The sequence below is a fragment of the Desulfallas thermosapovorans DSM 6562 genome, assembly GCF_008124625.1.
Lineage (GTDB): Bacteria > Bacillota > Desulfotomaculia > Desulfotomaculales > Desulfallaceae > Sporotomaculum > Sporotomaculum thermosapovorans.
In genome coordinates this window covers 84,859-102,454 of record NZ_VNHM01000006.1, presented here as the reverse complement: position 1 = coordinate 102,454, position 17,596 = coordinate 84,859, and the positions used below count along the sequence as shown (strand labels likewise).

Genomic DNA, 17,596 nt, shown 5'->3' with positions numbered 1-17,596 from the left:
AAAATGTTAAGCTTGCAAATAAATTTTAAATTTGTTGTAAAAAAAATGTAAAAGCAAGCGCAGATAACCGGTAATTTGGTAGAATTGACGTGGCTTTTTATAATATCTGCGGGGGGACAAGTCATGCCTTTTTCGGTCCAAGATGTATTATTTTATGCGCTGGGCGGCCTGGGTATTTTTTTGTTTGGCATCAAATATATGTCCGAAGGATTGCAGAGCGTGGCCGGCGAACGTATGCGGGAGTTTTTGGAAAAGGGAACCAAAACACCGCTGCGTGGCGTTATCACCGGGACGCTGGTCACCGCCCTGATTCAAAGCAGCAGCGGTACCACGGTTTTAACGGTGGGTCTGGTTAATGCCGGGCTACTCACATTACGGCAGGCCATTGGCGTAATCATGGGGGCCAACATCGGCACTACCATGACCGCCTATTTAATTGGTTTTAAATTGGAACACTACTCCTTGCCTATAATTGCCATTGGAGTTATCATACTTTTCTTTGTTAAAAATAAAAAAATTGCCAATATGGGGCAGGTAATATTTGGCTTTGGCATGTTGTTTTACGGTATGAGTGTGATGGGCGACGGCCTTAAACCTTTAAGGGATTGGCCGGTTTTTCTTGATTTAATGATTAGTGTAGAAAATAACCCGCTTTTGGGGGTAGCCATCGGTACGGCGTTCACTTTTATCGTGCAAAGCAGCAGTGCCACCATCGGTGTACTGCAGGAATTGGCCGACCAGGGAGCTGTCACCTACTACCAGGCGGTACCTATTTTATTTGGCGATAATATCGGTACCACAGTCACCGCCTTGCTGGCCTCCATCGGTACCACCATTGCGGCCCGGCGGGCGGCACTTACCCATACCTTGTTTAATTTGAGCGGTACCGCCCTGTTTTTGCCCCTTTTCTTGCTGGGCATATTCCCCGAGTACGTTCGTTTGGCTACAAATTATTTTTTTGTGCTTTTTCCGGGCTTTGAGGGTACCTGGGAGACTATTAATATTCGCATGCAGATTGCCCAGACCCACGGCATGTTTAACATAACCAACACGTTTATTCAATTACCTTTCGTATCCTACCTGGCCTGGGCCGTCACCAAACTTGTACCCGGTGCGGATGCCCAGTTCGATATTAAACCGCGCTATTTGGAGCCCCGATTGCTGGCCAACCCGGCGGTGGCATTAGGACAAGCTGCCAGGGAAACACTGCGCATGGGGCAGTACGCCAGTGAATTTTTCAAAGAGTCAGTGCAGTTTTTCATGAACCCCAAGAGCAAGGAACTGAATCCCCTGTATTTGGAACAGAAAGAGGAACTGATCAACCGGCTTGATACCAATATTACCGATTACCTGGTAAAACTATCCTCCAGTAAAAAAATGAACGAGGACCAGTCCAATTACGCCCAAACTTTATTGCAGGCAATCAATGACCTGGAGAGGATTGGTGACCATGCGGACAATATAGTGGAACTGGCGGTTTACAGTGTGGAGCATAAAATAAAATTTTCGGATGAAGCCATGGCCAGCGTGCGTTCCATGGCCAGGTTGACCGGGGAAACACTGGACGCTGCCTTAAAAGCTTTGCAAACCAGTGATCGCTCCCTGGCCAGGCAGGTAATAAAAAATGATGTTGTTATAGATAACCTGGAAAAAGAATTCCGGGAAGGTCACATCATGCGTTTAAACGAAGGTATTTGTACCGGAACCGAGGGTTCGGTGTTTTTGGATCTGCTCAGTAACATGGAAAGAGTCGGTGACCATTCCGTTAATATAGCGGAATACGTGCTGGGACAAATGGGGGCCGTAGAGCGATTGGAAGTGAAAATGGCCAGCAAAAGGATAGCCTCAGGTGAGGATGTGGAAAGAAAAATAAATTAAACTTTTTAAAAAAGCAGGATTTTAAAATTGCATGTCGTATAAATCATAGAGGTAGGATAAGCTTGTTTATCAACTCTGTATCAGGGAATATCAAGCAGGCGAACATATTTGCTTGTTGCGGTTAATCAAAGATGTACCGGTGAAAATGGATACTCTTTTGCCTGATGAACCTGTTGCACTCCTTGGTACGGAATGATAATATAATGCTTAGTAGAAAAAGCTTTTCGCCCTAAAAATAGATATAGATAAATAAGAGAATTTTTTTTAGGGGAAAAATGAGAAAATCATTTTAACAATATTTTTGGAGGTGTAAGATTAATGGCTTTTCTTGAAGTGGATGGAAAGCAAATTGAACTGGATGAGGACGGTTTTGTTCTTAACCCTGACGAGTGGACCGAAGGCGTAGCGATAGCTTTTGCCGAAGGCGAAGGCATTAAGGAACTCACCGATGACCACTGGAAAGTAATTCATTACTTGCGTGATTATTACAAGCAATTCCAGGTTGCCCCGATGGTAAGAAAAATGTGCAAACAAACCGGTTACAGCCTGAAACAGATTTATGAACTTTTCCCGTCCGGCCCGGCCAAAGGCGCATGCAAATTGGCTGGTCTGCCCAAGCCAACCGGTTGTGTATAAATAAAAAACCAACCCGCCGATTAAAGGCGGGATTTTTTTATGCTGTTTATATTGACATTATGTTCATAATTAATTACAATCTAAATTGGGTAATTTTTCGAAATAAACAGGTGATTTACTAAGCGCTGGGAAACTACAGCAAGTGTTGTGGGATTGATTCAATTAGATAACAAATAATGGTAGCATTGGAGGTGCGCTAAATGAAAATTGCTTTACCCCATGAGTACGGTTATATTAACCAGCATTTCGGCAGGAGCAAAGAATTTATCATTGTTGAATTGGATGAAGGCCAAATTGCCAACAAAAGAATTGTTTCGGCTGAGCAATTACAGCATAATCATGAGGGGTTGGCCGGTTTATTAAAGGGTGAGCAGGTGGATACAGTGATAGTGGGCGGAATCGGTGCCCGCGCCCTTGAGCCCTTGAAGGCCAACGGTATGCAGGTGGTTACCGGAGTCAGTGGTAAAATTGATGAAGTGGTGATCAAATTTGCCCGGGGGCAGCTGCCCACCGGATCGGAGGCCTGCTGTAGTCATCACCACGGTGAGCACGGCCACGGCTGCAGTCATTAATCTAAATTCCATAACCGGCCAGCACGCCAGTTAAGGTCAATAAAAAGCCTGCACCGGTTATGATGATAAATTTCTTGGCCCGGTTATCCCAGTTTGCAGGGAGGAATCCGGGCCAATTGCCTGTTCCGGCGATATGCAGGGTCAGCAGCAGTATCCCGGCAACTATGAAGCAAATACCTGTTAAAATAAAAATAAAGCTTACCAATATCATCTTTGCGGCACACCTTTGACCATTATCTATTAGTTTATTAATGCGTTGTGGAAAAAAATAATTTTGTATTTAATCCCGATTTAATTTATTATAAGGTTGGTTGTGGTAACGACTCAAGATTAAATTTAGGAGGAGTTGGTGCTTTAATGTTGCCGTTGGTCAAACTGTTGCCGGCTATCAGCCAGGCCGAGGAAAACAAGTTGTTTGATAAGTTGGATGAAATATATGATCAATTGCCTGATACCGTATGCGGGCGCTGTGGAACTTGCTGTACCGTGCCGCCCCCGGCATATATAGTAGAGTATTTAAATATGTTTCGCTTTGTCAATAAGAACTTCCCTGAAAGGTGGCCCGGGTTTATAGCCGGCGCAGTCAGGTATTATTTTTTGGAATTGGTGGATATCAACCAGCGCTGCCCCTTCCTGGATGAGCACAATAACTGTCAAGTTTATGAAGCCCGACCCTTTACGTGCCGGACTTACGGTTTGATGGGCAAAGGGAATGAGACGCAGGATATGGTGCGCCGCAATATGGAAAAACTAGTTGAGAAATACAGATCGGAACATGATATTGAACTGCCCAGGGAAATAGTGGAATATGAGTTGCCCGGTTGTGATAAGGTAAAGGCGGTCAATGGGGCCAATAAAACTCCTTCGGAATTGATTCATCTTTTAACCTCGGATCTCGGGCAGTTGGAATTGTTCTTTGTGCCTATGCCTGTGGTGGAAAGCCAGTATACATTTGTGCCTTATGTAAATCACCTGGTTGCCAGTATCGTCAGCGAAGGGGCAAGGTTCAGGCGTCCCAGGGTGATGAAAGAATTCCTGGCCGAAGGCCGCAGTGAATTGCTGGAAGGTTATATAGAAAAATACAGGAACACATCATTTTAATGGTGTGTTCCTGTATTTTTCCATGCAACAAGGGGTTTTACAGTTCTTATGTCGTAGTGAAGGGCTTTATAAAGCTTGTCAAAGACTGTGATTCATGTTATATTCAACATATCATAAGGACGGGGTTTTTTGGGGTGCATTTTTGTGCACATCTTCACAATAGTAAAACCAGCATTACCTTTCTTAAATATTTTTTATTTTCTCGGTAACGAAAGAAGGAATATCCGCACCTTGTGTCTAATTTCATTAATATAACCCAGTGTATTTTAAACGGTATGCAGCATACCCGGATAGCAAATGAGCGACATTACCATGACAACTAGCTGACAGTTGCCCGCGTAGGGCCGTGTGGGGTGCTGTGTATATGTAATTGGGGAAGAGATTAAAAATCTATATTTAGTATCTGGGGAGATTGGGTTTTCAAAGGGAGCATTTTGCTCCTTGATTGCAAAATAAAAAAAATAGGAGGGGGAATCATTTATGGCGCTACCTAAACCACATGGCCCTGAAGGAAAATTAATGCCTTTGTTACTGTATGGCGACGAAAGAGCCGCTGAAATCAAAAGGGCGGAAGGTCTGCCCAAGGTTTATATGAGCTCAAGGGAGACTTCCGATGTCCTCATGCTTGGTATCGGTGCATTTACACCCTTAAAAGGCTTTATGAAAAAAGATGACTACACCGGCTGTGTATTTGATCTCAAATTGACTGACGGGACTATGTGGCCCATGCCGGTAACTCTGTCCATCACCGCCGAAGAGAAAGACGCCATTGGCCTCAAGGAAGGTATGGAAGTAGCTCTTTATGATAGGGCTTCCGGTGAACTCTATGCTACCATGCTGGTGGAAGAGATTTATACCTACGATAAAGAAGCCGAGTGTCGTGAAGTTTTTAAGACTCTGGATGCCGAAGGTCACCCCGGGGTAGCCAGCGTTATGAAGCAAGGGGAATTTAACCTGGGTGGCCCCATCAAAGTACTTAACGAGGGTGTGTATCCTCAAAAATATCCCAAATACTACCTGTATCCCGCTGAAGCACGCAAACTGTTTGAAGAAAAAGGCTGGTCAAATGTTGTTGCTTTCCAAACCAGGAATCCCATGCACCGCTCCCACGAGTATCTCTGCAAGTTCGCCCTGGAAAGCGGTCTGGTGGATGGCTGCTTCATCCATGCCATCGTTGGTGCATTAAAGCCTGGCGATATTCCCGGTGAAACACGTGTCAAGTGTTATGAGGTTTTGGTTGACAAGTATTTCCCGCAGGAAAATATTGCTCTGGGTGTTTACCCCATGGAAATGCGTTACGGCGGACCCCGTGAAGCTTTGCTGCATGCTGTTTTCCGCCAAAACTGGGGTTGCAAGTACCTCATCGTGGGGCGTGACCACGCCGGTGTGGGCGACTACTACGGCCCGTTCGATGCCCAGAAGATATTCGATACCCTCTGGGAGGGAGCCCTGGAACTTAAGCCCATGCTGATTGCCTGGACATTCTATTGTTACAAATGCCAGAGCATGGCCAGCCAGCGTACCTGCCCGCATGGCCCGGAAGATCGCTGCGTGGTCAGTGGTACCAAGTTCCGCCGCATGATGCAGGATGGCGAAGAGATTCCCAAAGAATTCGGCCGCCCCGAAGTTATGGAAATTCTTCGCGAGTACTACAAAACTGCAGAAAAAGTGGAGATCAAAAAGGGTGCTTATGAAGACATCCCTGGTCCCCAGAAATAAGACCGGCCTAGGGTTCGCTTGTTGCGCATGATTAATATAGTTACTTCTGCTTAAATAGTATATATTTAAGCAGAAGAACATCCCATATTATGCCGCCGGTTGGACTGCCAATGATACAACCCGCGACTTAAAGCGATTATCTGAACACAGAAAAAAGCAATAAAAAAATTAAAGATTATCGCTTGGGAAAGCAGGAACCCCGGGCAGATACGTCGAAAGTATAATTATCATTTAAAACAGTGTAACTTTTATACAATTATAAAACTATAAATTTTACTCATCTAACTTAATTCTAACATGGACCGAAGATGGATTTTAGCAATTAAGCGACAAATTGTGAGCAGGTACCTGACAAAAGAATATGAGGTAGCCCAAAAGCACAGACTAAATAGTTTTTGAAGGAGGTGATTTTACAGCACGGTGTATTATCAAGCACCGGCGCAAAATCAGTAAACATACAGTAAGGTTTTTCAGGGAGGGGAAGGGCTAGTTTTTTGTAACTGGTTAACTGTGTGCCGTGCTCCTCAAGAAGTAAAAACTACCTGTTATCGAAAAGTCAAAGTATTATTTAAAAGAAATTGGGAACGGGAGGTTGAATAAATGCCAACTTTTGTAATGGCTGAGAAATGTGACGGTTGCAAGGGTCAAGACAAAACCGCTTGCATGTATGCATGCCCCAACGATATTATGGTTTTGGACAAAGATAAAATGAAAGCTTATAACCGTGACCCCTGGCATTGCTGGGAGTGCCTGTGCTGTGCCAAAGCTTGCCCGCAGCAAGCTATTGACCTGCGTGGTTATGCTGACTTCGTCCCCATGGGCGCCAGTGTAACTCCTCTGAGAGGTTCGGACAACATTATGTGGACCGTTAAATTCAGAAACGGTATGGTTAAACGTTTCAAATTCCCCATCAGGACTACCGAAGAAGGTACTGCAGTACCCGGCGGCGATTTTGCTGAGGGCGATGGCGACCTGAATAGCCCAGCTCTATTCACCGAGCCGGCATCCCTGTTGCTGGATGCAGTGCCGACCATCAAGAAGTAACCAGTAATCCAGGTCGAGTTTAATTAAGAGAACTTTACGGAGGAGGTTAAATATAAATGCCGATGAATTTTGAAACTGTTGAAGTTACCACTGACCTTCTGATTGTGGGCGGCGGTATGGCAGCCTGCGGGGCAGCTGTGGAGGCAGCATACTGGGCCAAGAAAAACGGGTTGAAAGTTACCCTGGTTGATAAAGCCGCTATGGACCGTTCCGGTGCTGTAGCCATGGGTCTGTCCGCCATTAACCAGTACCTCGGTGTGGGTAAAGGTAAAAATACAGTAGAACAGTATGTTGAATATGTTAAGCAGGACCTCATGGGTGTTGCCCGTGACGACCTGGTATACAACATTGCCCGCCACGTTGACGGCAGCGTGCACCTGTTTGAAAAGTGGGGTCTGCCCATTTGGAAAACAGAAGATGGCGAATATGTAAATGAAGGCCGCTGGCAGATCATGATCAACGGTGAATCCTACAAGGTTATCATTGCTGAAGCTGCTAAGAACGCCCTGGGTATGGACAACATTTACGAGCGCGTATTTATCATTGAGCCTCTGCTGGATGGCGACAGAATCGCCGGTGCCGTGGGCTTCAGTGTCCGCGAAAATAAATTCTATGTGTTCAAGGCTAAAGCCGTTCTGGCTGCCATGGGCGGTGCAGTAGGCGTATTCAAGCCCCGCTCCACCGGTGAAGGTCTTGGCCGTTCCTGGTATCCTCCGTTCTCCACAGGTTCCAGCGCTTACTTCACTATCCGTGCCGGCGCTGAAATGACCTGTCAGGAAGTACGTTTCATCCCGGTCCGCTTCAAAGATGCTTATGGTCCGGTGGGTGCATGGTTCCTGCTCTTCAAATCCAGAGCCACCAACGCATTCGGCGGTGAATACATGGTTGAGCGCAGGGACGAGCTGCAAAACTGGGCACCTTATGGCCTGGTCAAGCCGATTCCGGCCAACCTGCGTAACTATCTCGGCATGCTGGATGAAAGCGAAGGTAAAGGCCCTCTGTTCATGAGGACTGAAGAAGCTATCGCCAACCTGGCTGCTGCATATAAAGATGATCCCAAGGCCTTCAAGAAGAAAATGAAGGAACTGGAAAACGAAGCTTGGGAAGACTTCCTTGATATGACCATTGCCCAGGCCCTGTTGTGGGCAGCAACCAACACTGCTCCGGAAGAAAAATCTTCTGAGATTGCCGCTGCCGAGCCTTACTTCATCGGCTCACACTCCGGCGCTTCCGGTGCATGGGTATCCGGTCCCGAAGACATTGCTCCGCCCGAGTATTTCTGGGGTTATGCCAACATGACCACTGTTAAGGGCCTGTTTGCCGCTGGTGACGCTTCCGGCGCTTCCAGCCACAAGTTCTCTTCCGGTTCACACGCTGAAGGCAGAATTGCTGCCAAGGCTGCTATTAAGTTTATCGTTGAGAACAACACCCAGCCCAATGTTGACCCGGCCAAGGTGGAAGAACTGAAAGCTGCTACCTACAAGCCGCTGGAAGTTTACGAAGCCAATAAAGACTTCACCACCGATCCCGAAGTCAACCCGAATTACATTAAGCCCAAAATGTTCATGTTCCGCCTGCAGAAATTGATGGATGAGTATGTCGGTGGTGTAACCGCTAACTTCTCCACCAACAAAGCTAAACTGGACAGGGCTATGGAACTGCTCGGCTTTTTGAAGGAAGACGCAGAAAAGCTGGCCGCCAAAGACCTGCATGAACTGATGAGATGCTGGGAAAATATCCACCGTATGTGGCAAGCCGAATCCCACGTACGTACGGTTATCTTCCGTGAAGAAACCAGGTGGCCCGGCTACTACTTCCGTGCCGACTATCCGAAGATGGACGAAGAAAACTGGCTGTGCTTCGTTAACCTCAAGTGGGATCCTGCCACCGGCCAGTGGGATGTATTCAAGAAGCCCATTATCCGCCTGTTTGGCTAGTTAATAGAAATGGGACACACCTCCAAATAGCTCCCGGGATACTCCTCCTTGGAGGGGTATCCCAGCGATTCAATGTCCCAACGATCTCACCCCATGTCCCGGGCGAGATCAAGTAACTCTTCGCATGTGCCATCCACGGCGCAAAGAGGGCCCGTAGCCGATGGCCACGGGCCTTTTGCGCTGTATAATAAAAAACAGGGTGCGCAAGCGAACGGTTATCATTGCGGTCTTGGCTGTTTCACGCTGTAGGGACTGGGCGAATGTTTATCGCAATAGTATTTTGCCAGGCGTCCTTACAGGCCGCCTGGAGTTTTTTTGCATTCCCGGTGGCATAAGAAAAAATTTATAACCGATGTTTAATAATCAGGATAAATACAAACACGGGAGAAATGGCGTGGTGATAATATATGGCAAATAAAAGTATATTGGTAGTAGGGGGAGGAATAAGCGGTTTAACTGCGGCCCTGGAAGCAGCTGAAACAGGGCAGCAGGTATACATCGTGGAAAAAAAGCCCTACCTCGGTGGTAAGGTAACCCAGGTAAACCAGTACTTCCCTAAGTTATGTCCGCCAAACTGTGGTTTGGAAATCAATTTTCAGCGGATAAAGAAAAACCCGCGGATTAATTTTTTTACCATGGCCGAAGTTGAAAGTATTTCCGGGCAGGAAGGTAACTTCGATGTTACTGTAAAAATTAATCCGCGTTTTGTTAACGAAAACTGCACCGGCTGCAATAACTGTGTTGATGTATGTCCCGCCCAAAGACCCAATTCCTTTAACTATGGCATGGATAAAACCAAGGCAATTTACCTGCCGCACCAATTTGCCTTCCCTATGAAATATGTTATTGATATGGACGCATGTCAAGGAGCACAGTGCGGAAAATGTGCCAGTGCCTGTTTATATGATGCCATTGATTTAAATATGCAGCCCAAGACAATTACCCTAAACGTGGGAGCCATTGTATGGGCTACCGGATGGGATGCCTATGATGCAAACAAACTCAGTTACTATGGCTTTGGCCGCTATGATAATGTTATTACCAATGTAATGATGGAAAGACTGGCCGCCATTAATGGACCAACCGGTGGTAAGATTTTACGTCCTTCCGACGGCAAGGAAATTAAGAGTATAGCTTTTATTCAATGTGCCGGTTCCCGGGATGAAAACCATTTAAAGGCTTGCTCATCGGTATGTTGCTTAGCTTCCCTGAAACAGGCAACATACGTGCGGGAACAGTATCCGGAAGCCGATATTTATATTTATTACATTGACATCAGGGCCCGGGGCAAGTATGAAGATTTTTATACCAAGGTGGAACGGGAGGCCAACGTTCAATTTATCAAGGGTAAGGCCGGCGAAATCAAAGAAGATCCTTCAACCAAACAATTAATTGTTGTGGCTGAAAACCAGATGGAACAGAAAGTCGAGGAAAGAGCTTACGACATGGTAGTACTGGCCACCGGAATGGCACCTGCTACCGCTGTAACCAAGGTGCCCGCCGAAGTGGCTTACGACGAAGACAACTTTTTAATATCCGGTTCGCAGCCTGGTATTTATGCCGCCGGATGCGTCAAAAACCCGTTGGACGTTGCCTCAGCTGTGAGAGATGCCACAGCCACAGCACTTAAGGCGATCCAATCTACGGTGAGGGGGCAACAGTAATGGAAAAAAAGATAGCTGTATATATTTGTACCGGATGCGGAATTGGGGATGCCCTGGATATAGATGCCCTATCCAAAGTGGCATCTAAAGAATTTAAAGCAAACATTTGCAAAACCGATGCCTTCCTATGTGGCAAAAGTGGTATTGATTTAATTAAACAGGATATAGATGGAGAGGGAGTTAACACGGTTGTCGTTGCGGGTTGTTCCTCTCGGGTTAATACCGATGTCTTTAATTTTGGACCGGACAAGATAGTGGAAAGGGTAAACCTGCGGGAACAGGTTATCTGGTGCCACCCCGGCGAGGATGAAGACACCCAAATGCTGGCCGAAGACTATCTGCGCATGTCTCTGGCCAAACTTAAAAATCTAAACTTACCGGAACCCTTTATCGGTGAAAATCTTTCCAGTACTGTTTTGGTGGTCGGTGGTGGATTCACGGGTCTTACCGCTGCTTTGGAATCGGCCAGGGCCGGTTATAAAACAGTGTTGGTGGAGAAGGAAGCCGAACTGGGTGGCTATGTAGGAAAAATGTATAAACAAGTTCCCATGAAGCCGCCCTTTACCGATCTGGAAGAGAACAGTATACCGGCTTTGATCAAAGCAGTGGAAGATGCAGGTGTCAAGGTGTACACATCCGCTGTTATAGCTAAAACAGCCGGTGGACCCGGTATGTTTGATGTCACCATCAATCAAAACGGCACTGACGTTGAAGAAAGGGTAGGCTCCATTGTTTTGGCCACCGGTGCCAAGCCGTATGAGCCCGAGAAACTGGGACACCTGGGCTTTGGTCAATATAAAAATGTGATCACCCAGTTAATGTTTGAAGAAATGGTTGCCGCAGGTAAGATGGATGCAAATAAGGTGGCCTTTATCCAGTGCGCCGGCTCCAGGGATCAGGAGCACCTGCCGTACTGTTCCGCTGCCTGCTGCATTGAGTCCATCAAACAAGCCTTGTATGTAAAGGAAAAGAACCCTGAAGCCAATGTATATGTGTACTATAAAGACATTCGCTCCAACGGCCAGTACGAGCATTTTTATAAAAAAGCCCAGCAGGCCGGCGTTATATTTATCAAGGGCGATATAACTGACATCAGCGAGAGCGATGGCCAGTTAACCATTGAAGCGGATGACCACACCATGGGCACCAAGTCCGTAGCAGATGAGTTTGATCTGGTGGTGCTGGCCAATGGTATGGTACCGACCGCTGCGCTAGGTGAAACGGTTGAAGAGGCTCCCGCTGAAGATGAAGCCGCAGCGGCCTCTGACGAACCCAAGGTAACTGTTGCACCCATTATCAAATCCAATCTGTTAAATTTGGAGTACCGCCAGGGGCCTGAGTTGCCGGCTCTTAAGTACGGTTTCCCCGATTCACATTATATCTGCTTCCCTTATGAAACCAGGCGAACCGGCATTTACGCGGCCGGTGTGGTCAGGGCGCCCATGGATATGCTTTCAGCGGCTGAAGATGCCACCGGTGCCGCCCTTAAAGCTATCCAGTGTATTGAGTCCACTCTGAAAGGGGAGGCAGTGCACCCCCGTTCCGGCGACATGTCTTTCCCGGAATTCAACATGAACCGTTGCACCCAGTGCAAACGCTGTACTGAAGAATGTCCCTTCGGGGCCATCAACGAAGATGAAAAGGCAAACCCGCTGCCCAATCCCACCCGCTGCAGAAGGTGTGGTACTTGTATGGGTGCCTGCCCTGAGCGGATTATTTCCTTCAAGAATTACTCGGTGCCCATGATCGGTAACATGGTCAAGGCCATCGAAGTGCCCGAAGAGGCTGATGAAAAACCGAGAATCCTCATTTTTGCCTGTGAAAACGATGCTATTCCCGCCCTCGACATGGCCGGCATCAATCGCTTGCAATATAATCCCTGGGTGAGGATTATTCCCGTTCGCTGCCTGGGCTCGCTAAACCTGGTATGGATTAACGATGCCATGGCCAAGGGCTTTGACGGTGTGCTCCTGATGGGGTGCAAACATGGCGACGATTACCAGTGTCACTTCATGAAAGGTAGTGAATTGGCTGAGATTCGTCTTTCCAAGATATCCGAGACATTAAACAGGCTTGGTCTCGAATCCGAGCGGGTACGTGCCACCACGGTAAATATTATGGATTACGACAAGATACCTGCTATGCTGGATGAATTTGCTGCTGAGCTGGAGGAATTCGGACCCAACCCGATGAAAGACTTCCAGTAAAGTTAATCTTATCTTAGTTTGTTAAAGTCAACATAGACAGAAAGGACGGCCGCTACTAAGGCCGTCCTGTACTCCTTTAAAAAAAAGAAAAGGAGCATTTTCTTTTATGGAACAAACTACAAAATTACCTGAATCAGTCAAATATGATTTGACCTTTGCCCGGGAGATATACAGTTTAGAAAATGGTTCTTATATAAAACAGTGTATGCAGTGTGGCATGTGTGCCATATCATGTGCAACCCGAGATATCATGGATTATTCACCACGAAGGTTGTTTAATTTAATCAAGCTGGGCAAAAAAGATGAGGTACTGAAGTCCAATACCTTCTGGTATTGTACCTCTTGCTGCACCTGCAAGGCCCGCTGTCCCAGGGGTATTCCCCTGGTGGATGTTATGCACGATTTAAAAAGGTATGCCATTAAAAATGGCTATGTTGATTATCCCCAGGCAGCCTTTTGCAAGGCCTTTTGGGCGGAAGTGGCCGGCCGGGGCAAGGTTTTTGAAGGTGGTGTTACAGCCCGCTTTTATTTGATCCGCGGTTTGGATGAAGTTTTAAAAGCCATGGAAATGAAGGATATAGGCATAAACATGCTCAAACGTGGCCGGTTGCCCATGTTCCCGCCGAAAAAAATCAAAGGTATGGGTAACCTGAAAAAAATTATTCGCAAAGCGCAGGAAATACAACGAAAGGAGGAGGCCAGATAAAATGAAATATAGTTTTTACCCGGGCTGTTCCATGGAAGCAACCGCCCAGGCTAATTTGGTATCCATCAAGGCTGTGGCCTCCGCCCTGGATTTGCAACTGGAAGAAATACATGACTGGAACTGCTGCGGTGCAACGGTGGCCTCCGGCGTGGTGGGTGACTTTACCCAGCAGGTGATGACCGGGCGTAACCTGGCCATAGCCGAACCTAAGGGACAAGACGTTGTTGTGGGTTGCAGTTCATGTTACCTGAGCCTGGCGGTAACCAACAAGCGTTTCAGGGAGGATGAGCACTTCCGGGCCTTGGCCAATGAGGCCCTGGCTGAAGGTGGTTATAAATACAACGGTACGCTGCGGGTGCGTCAGTTTTTGGAAGTGGTTATTAACGATGTTGGTTTTGAAAAAATAGCTAAGAAAGTAAAACGCCCGTTAAAGGGGTTAAAAGTGGCCGGGTACGTAGGTTGCCAGACCGTAAGGGCTATCCCCTATGAGTTTGATGACCCCGAGTATCCCGTACTCATGGACCGGTTGACGGAAGCCCTGGGTGCAACGGCTACGCCGTTTCCCATGAAAGCACGCTGTTGTGGGAGTTCCAATGCCATTGCCGACACTAAAATAGTGTTGGATTCGGCGCTCAAAATATTTGAGTCCGCCAGCCAGGGCGGCGCGCAGCTTATGGTTACCCCTTGCCCGATGTGTCAATTAAATTTGGATGCTTACCAGCAGCTTGTCAATAAGGTGCATGGCACAAGCTACAATATGCCTATTTTGTTCTTCACCCAGTTAATGGCCATCGCCTTTGACCTGCCACCTGATGCTTGGGCGCTTAAATATAACATCGTACCACCCGGTGCTGCTCTGGCTTCTTTTGGAGTGGGATAAAAATGATATATGTATTAACTATGGCTTTTAAGCTCCCTTCGGAAAAGAGGGGAGCTTAAACTTTTTATAGCTTGCAACAGTGACAAAAGAAAAGCTTAAATCCCCCTTTACTGTATCCTGTATTATGAAAAAAACTGAATTGAATAGGCGGCAATGTTGTGCTAAAATAAATATAAAGTAGTGCAGTAATGACAAATTTTATTTTCTGTGCTATTTTTTTAATAAATAGATAGTAAATTATTTCACAACTGTTGGAAAGGTTGCCGGCGGTTAATTGTAGTGCATTATGTTATATTAGACAAATGAGCTTTTACTTGAAAGGTGGGGTAAATAATGAGATTTTTATGAATGGCAAATTATACTTATATATAAAATTAAACAAAGTATTAGCTAGCTTAGTTATCACTTTATGATAAAGGGGGAAGAGATTTGCCGGAGCACCTGCAAGTATATTTTGCCACTGCAATTTTTTTAATCACCTATGCTATCATAGTATCCGAAAAAATTCACCGGGCTGTTATTGCCCTGGTTGGTGCGTCGCTAATTGTCGTCACCAAAATATTAAGTCCCGAAGACGCGGTGCACCACATTGATTTCAACACCATCGGCCTGTTGGTGGGCATGATGATCATTGTGGGCATTACCAGGCAGACGGGAGTTTTTGAGTTTCTGGCCATAAAGGCGGCTAAAAGTTCAAAGGGTGAACCGCTTAAAATTATGGCTGCCCTTTCCCTGGTTACAGCGGTTTTATCGGCACTTTTAGATAATGTGACTACTGTACTGCTTATTGTCCCGGTAACTTTCGCCATTGCCCAAAAGCTCAAAATAAACCCCATGCCGATATTAATCGCTGAAATACTTTCTTCCAATATCGGCGGCACTGCCACTTTGATAGGCGACCCGCCCAATATTATGATCGGCAGTGCGACCCACCTGGGATTCATGGACTTTATAATTAACCTTACACCGATTGTTGTGGTTGTGTATGTGGTTACCCTTACTTTATTGCGTTTGATTTACCGGTCGCAGTTGGTAACGGACCCGGAGCGGCAGGCTAAAATTATGGAGTTAAACGAGCAAGACGAGCTAAAGGATATGAAGTTGCTGCGGAAGTGCCTGATTGTGCTGGCTCTCACCATAACGGGTTTTGCCCTGCACCAGTATGTGCACCTGGAATCTTCAGTTATTGCTTTGACTGGAGCCAGTTTACTGCTTTTAGTCAGCCGTGAGGACCCCGAACATGCCCTGCACGCTGTGGAGTGGCCTGTTATATTCTTCTTTATAGGTTTATTCGTGCTGGTGGGCGGTTTGGTGGAAACCGGTGTTATCGCTGCAATAGCCGCAGCTGCCATGGATTTAACCGGTGGTGCCTGGATCCCCACTTCCATGCTTATACTGTGGCTTTCCGGTATTGCATCGGCATTTGTGGACAATATACCATTTGTGGCTACCATGATTCCCATGATTAATAATATGGGCATCTTAATGGGCATTACCGATCCCAGTGCCCTGAATCTATTCTGGTGGTCTTTATCCCTGGGTGCCTGCCTGGGTGGAAACGGTACCATAATTGGTGCCTCCGCCAACGTTGTGGTGATCGGCATGGCGGAAAAACGCGGTATTCATATAACCTTCATGAAATACTTTGTAGTAGCTTTCCCGTTAATGTTAGTATCCCTTGTGCTGAGCAGCGCATACATGTTATTGTGGCATATTTATCCCGAGACAATTACTATTTTAGTCACGCTGGGATTTGGTGTGCTGGTGGCAGTAGCAGCCATGCCTATAAATAAGGCGCTGGAAAGAAGCGCTGCCCGGAAATTAAACGCTTAAAGGGTTAAAGGGTATACAAAAATAGTAAATGAGCATAATAGATGAGCATAATAAGGTTAGTGGATAATTAATAAAGGCTGTTCAAAAAGTTCGCGCGTGATTAACTTCATCTCTATGTTAGCCGGCTTTTGTGGTGCTTACGTAGGTGTCAGGTGTTGAAAGATCGAAAACCTTTAACCTTTCAACACCCGGCCCCAAAGCCTACTCTCGAACAAGCTTTGTTGTTGTTGGTTAAAAGGCACCCACCCTTGGGGTGCCTTTAACCTTGAGCTTGAATGTCTCTTTCGGGTTGCCGGCGGTTTTTAAAAAGGGGACAGGGTTTTATCCGTAAATGGCCTGGCTGTACGATTCATTTTGGGCATGAGCCCTTTCACTGACAATTAAACGAGTTATTTCGTGGAATAAATCGGCTCTGCGCACCATACCCACAATGCGTTCCTTGTTCTTAACCGCTATCTCATCAACATTATATTGAGTCATGTAATATGCCGCTTTGAGTAAGGTATCATTTAAACCGATATGGTTTTCAATTGGTTTCATGTAGTCAATAACCTTCTTACCGGTAACCTTCAAGCAGCGCTCTGTGAGCAGTCCTTCCCAAAAAATTGGCATTGCCCAAACATTGTATGTTTTTGTGCCACCAAACACGGTTCCCTTTAGATGACGGGGCTCAATGGCTGAGAGCAATTCGGTGACACCAAATGTACCCACCATTTCATTGTTTTCCACAACAAAAACACACTGGCGTCCCGTTCGGGGCTTGTTTTTTTGTGATGTATATGCGTTTGCCAGTACCCGTACGGCAGTTTTAAGGGTTGCCTGGGCAGAAACTGTGGGGTAATCGTAGATGGGGATCATAATGTCTTGCACCTTTTTTTCGCAGGGGCTATCCATATTAAATGCCTCCCTTCGCTTACCATTACCATGTTTTTATAAGTAGTGACGAAAATATAAACAAAATTATTGTCAAAAGGCTTTAGTTGTGATATTATTTACAAAAGCAGAATATTAAAAAGTATGATAAATATAATGACAAAAGTTTTTCAGGCGTGTCGTGTTATACTGTAGTAATTAAAGTAACTTTAAAGTGTTAAGGAACAGGGGAAGTTATCTTTGACCGGGTGGGGGCCGGGTTAAAGGACTTCCCTGATACGCTTTTTATTTTATTAACACCCCCTTTGCGTTGACAAATAAATTATCAAGTTTTTTGTATAAACAACGTGTTTTTGTGCGTCGTAGAAGATATATTTTTTAGAGTAATTATACAATAACCAGTAACATAGTGCAATGTTTCACATTTAAAATAAAAAAATTTTTGGGCAAGTCCACTGGTTATTATTGTTTAATGCTATCCAGTGGATGGTTTTATCTGCTCAAGTGTTCCTTGCACCCTTTTTATGGTATAAAGGGTGCTGTTTT

General features: G+C 45.9%; 14 protein-coding genes. 12 read left to right on the top strand and 2 right to left on the bottom strand.

The window, feature by feature from the left end; all coding sequences use genetic code 11:
* Window positions 1–123 precede the first annotated feature (123 nt).
* The 3 genes from LX24_RS06760 (at window position 124) to LX24_RS06750 (ending at window position 3,086) form a co-directional block, all read left to right on the top strand.
* Window positions 124–1,878: a Na/Pi cotransporter family protein gene (locus tag LX24_RS06760; RefSeq protein ID WP_166511385.1), complete on the top strand. Its 1,755-nt coding sequence runs from the start codon at window positions 124–126 to the stop codon at window positions 1,876–1,878.
* 318 nt (window positions 1,879–2,196) lie between these two features.
* Window positions 2,197–2,514 carry a TusE/DsrC/DsvC family sulfur relay protein gene (locus LX24_RS06755; protein ID WP_166511384.1) on the top strand — a complete coding sequence of 106 codons (318 nt, stop codon included), beginning with the start codon at window positions 2,197–2,199 and terminating at the stop codon, window positions 2,512–2,514.
* A gap of 200 nt (window positions 2,515–2,714) precedes the next feature.
* On the top strand, window positions 2,715–3,086 hold the full coding sequence (locus LX24_RS06750; RefSeq protein ID WP_166511383.1) for a NifB/NifX family molybdenum-iron cluster-binding protein: 372 nt from the start codon (window positions 2,715–2,717) through the stop codon (window positions 3,084–3,086).
* A gap of 1 nt (window position 3,087) precedes the next feature.
* Here LX24_RS06750 and LX24_RS06745 read toward each other — a convergent pair whose 3' ends face one another.
* Complete coding sequence (locus LX24_RS06745; protein WP_166511382.1) at window positions 3,088–3,297, bottom strand: hypothetical protein; 210 nt, start codon at window positions 3,295–3,297, stop codon at window positions 3,088–3,090.
* 146 nt (window positions 3,298–3,443) lie between these two features.
* On the opposite strand from LX24_RS06745, the gene LX24_RS06740 reads away from it, so the two are divergent.
* The 9 genes from LX24_RS06740 to LX24_RS06700 all read left to right on the top strand — a co-directional run bounded on the left by LX24_RS06740 (window position 3,444) and on the right by LX24_RS06700 (window position 16,177).
* Window positions 3,444–4,187 carry a YkgJ family cysteine cluster protein gene (locus tag LX24_RS06740; RefSeq protein WP_166511381.1) on the top strand — a complete coding sequence of 248 codons (744 nt, stop codon included), beginning with the start codon at window positions 3,444–3,446 and terminating at the stop codon, window positions 4,185–4,187.
* Between the two features lie 480 nt (window positions 4,188–4,667).
* On the top strand, window positions 4,668–5,906 hold the full coding sequence (gene sat, locus LX24_RS06735; protein WP_166511380.1) for a sulfate adenylyltransferase: 1,239 nt from the start codon (window positions 4,668–4,670) through the stop codon (window positions 5,904–5,906).
* A 600-nt stretch (window positions 5,907–6,506) separates the two neighbouring features.
* Window positions 6,507–6,950 (top strand): adenylyl-sulfate reductase subunit beta, encoded by a 444-nt coding sequence (gene aprB / locus LX24_RS06730; RefSeq protein WP_166511379.1) that lies wholly within the window; start codon window positions 6,507–6,509, stop codon window positions 6,948–6,950.
* A 56-nt stretch (window positions 6,951–7,006) separates the two neighbouring features.
* Window positions 7,007–8,887: an adenylyl-sulfate reductase subunit alpha gene (gene aprA / locus LX24_RS06725; RefSeq protein WP_166511378.1), complete on the top strand. Its 1,881-nt coding sequence runs from the start codon at window positions 7,007–7,009 to the stop codon at window positions 8,885–8,887.
* 407 nt (window positions 8,888–9,294) lie between these two features.
* Window positions 9,295–10,551, top strand: a complete 1,257-nt coding sequence (locus tag LX24_RS06720; protein WP_166511377.1) for a CoB--CoM heterodisulfide reductase iron-sulfur subunit A family protein — start codon at window positions 9,295–9,297, stop codon at window positions 10,549–10,551.
* Complete coding sequence (locus LX24_RS06715; RefSeq protein WP_166511376.1) at window positions 10,551–12,758, top strand: FAD-dependent oxidoreductase; 2,208 nt, start codon at window positions 10,551–10,553, stop codon at window positions 12,756–12,758. Before LX24_RS06720 ends, LX24_RS06715 begins: the two co-directional genes overlap by 1 nt.
* A 106-nt stretch (window positions 12,759–12,864) precedes the next feature.
* Window positions 12,865–13,464 carry a 4Fe-4S dicluster domain-containing protein gene (locus LX24_RS06710; RefSeq protein ID WP_166511375.1) on the top strand — a complete coding sequence of 200 codons (600 nt, stop codon included), beginning with the start codon at window positions 12,865–12,867 and terminating at the stop codon, window positions 13,462–13,464.
* Window position 13,465: 1 nt separating this feature from the next.
* Window positions 13,466–14,344 (top strand): CoB--CoM heterodisulfide reductase iron-sulfur subunit B family protein, encoded by an 879-nt coding sequence (locus LX24_RS06705; protein WP_166511374.1) that lies wholly within the window; start codon window positions 13,466–13,468, stop codon window positions 14,342–14,344.
* A gap of 429 nt (window positions 14,345–14,773) precedes the next feature.
* A complete protein-coding gene (locus tag LX24_RS06700; RefSeq protein WP_166511373.1) occupies window positions 14,774–16,177 on the top strand; it encodes an ArsB/NhaD family transporter in 1,404 nt (467 codons plus the stop codon).
* Window positions 16,178–16,498: 321 nt separating this feature from the next.
* Here LX24_RS06700 and LX24_RS06695 read toward each other — a convergent pair whose 3' ends face one another.
* Window positions 16,499–17,071, bottom strand: coding sequence for a CBS domain-containing protein (locus LX24_RS06695; RefSeq protein WP_166511372.1), 573 nt, complete (start codon window positions 17,069–17,071; stop codon window positions 16,499–16,501).
* Window positions 17,072–17,596 lie beyond the last annotated feature (525 nt).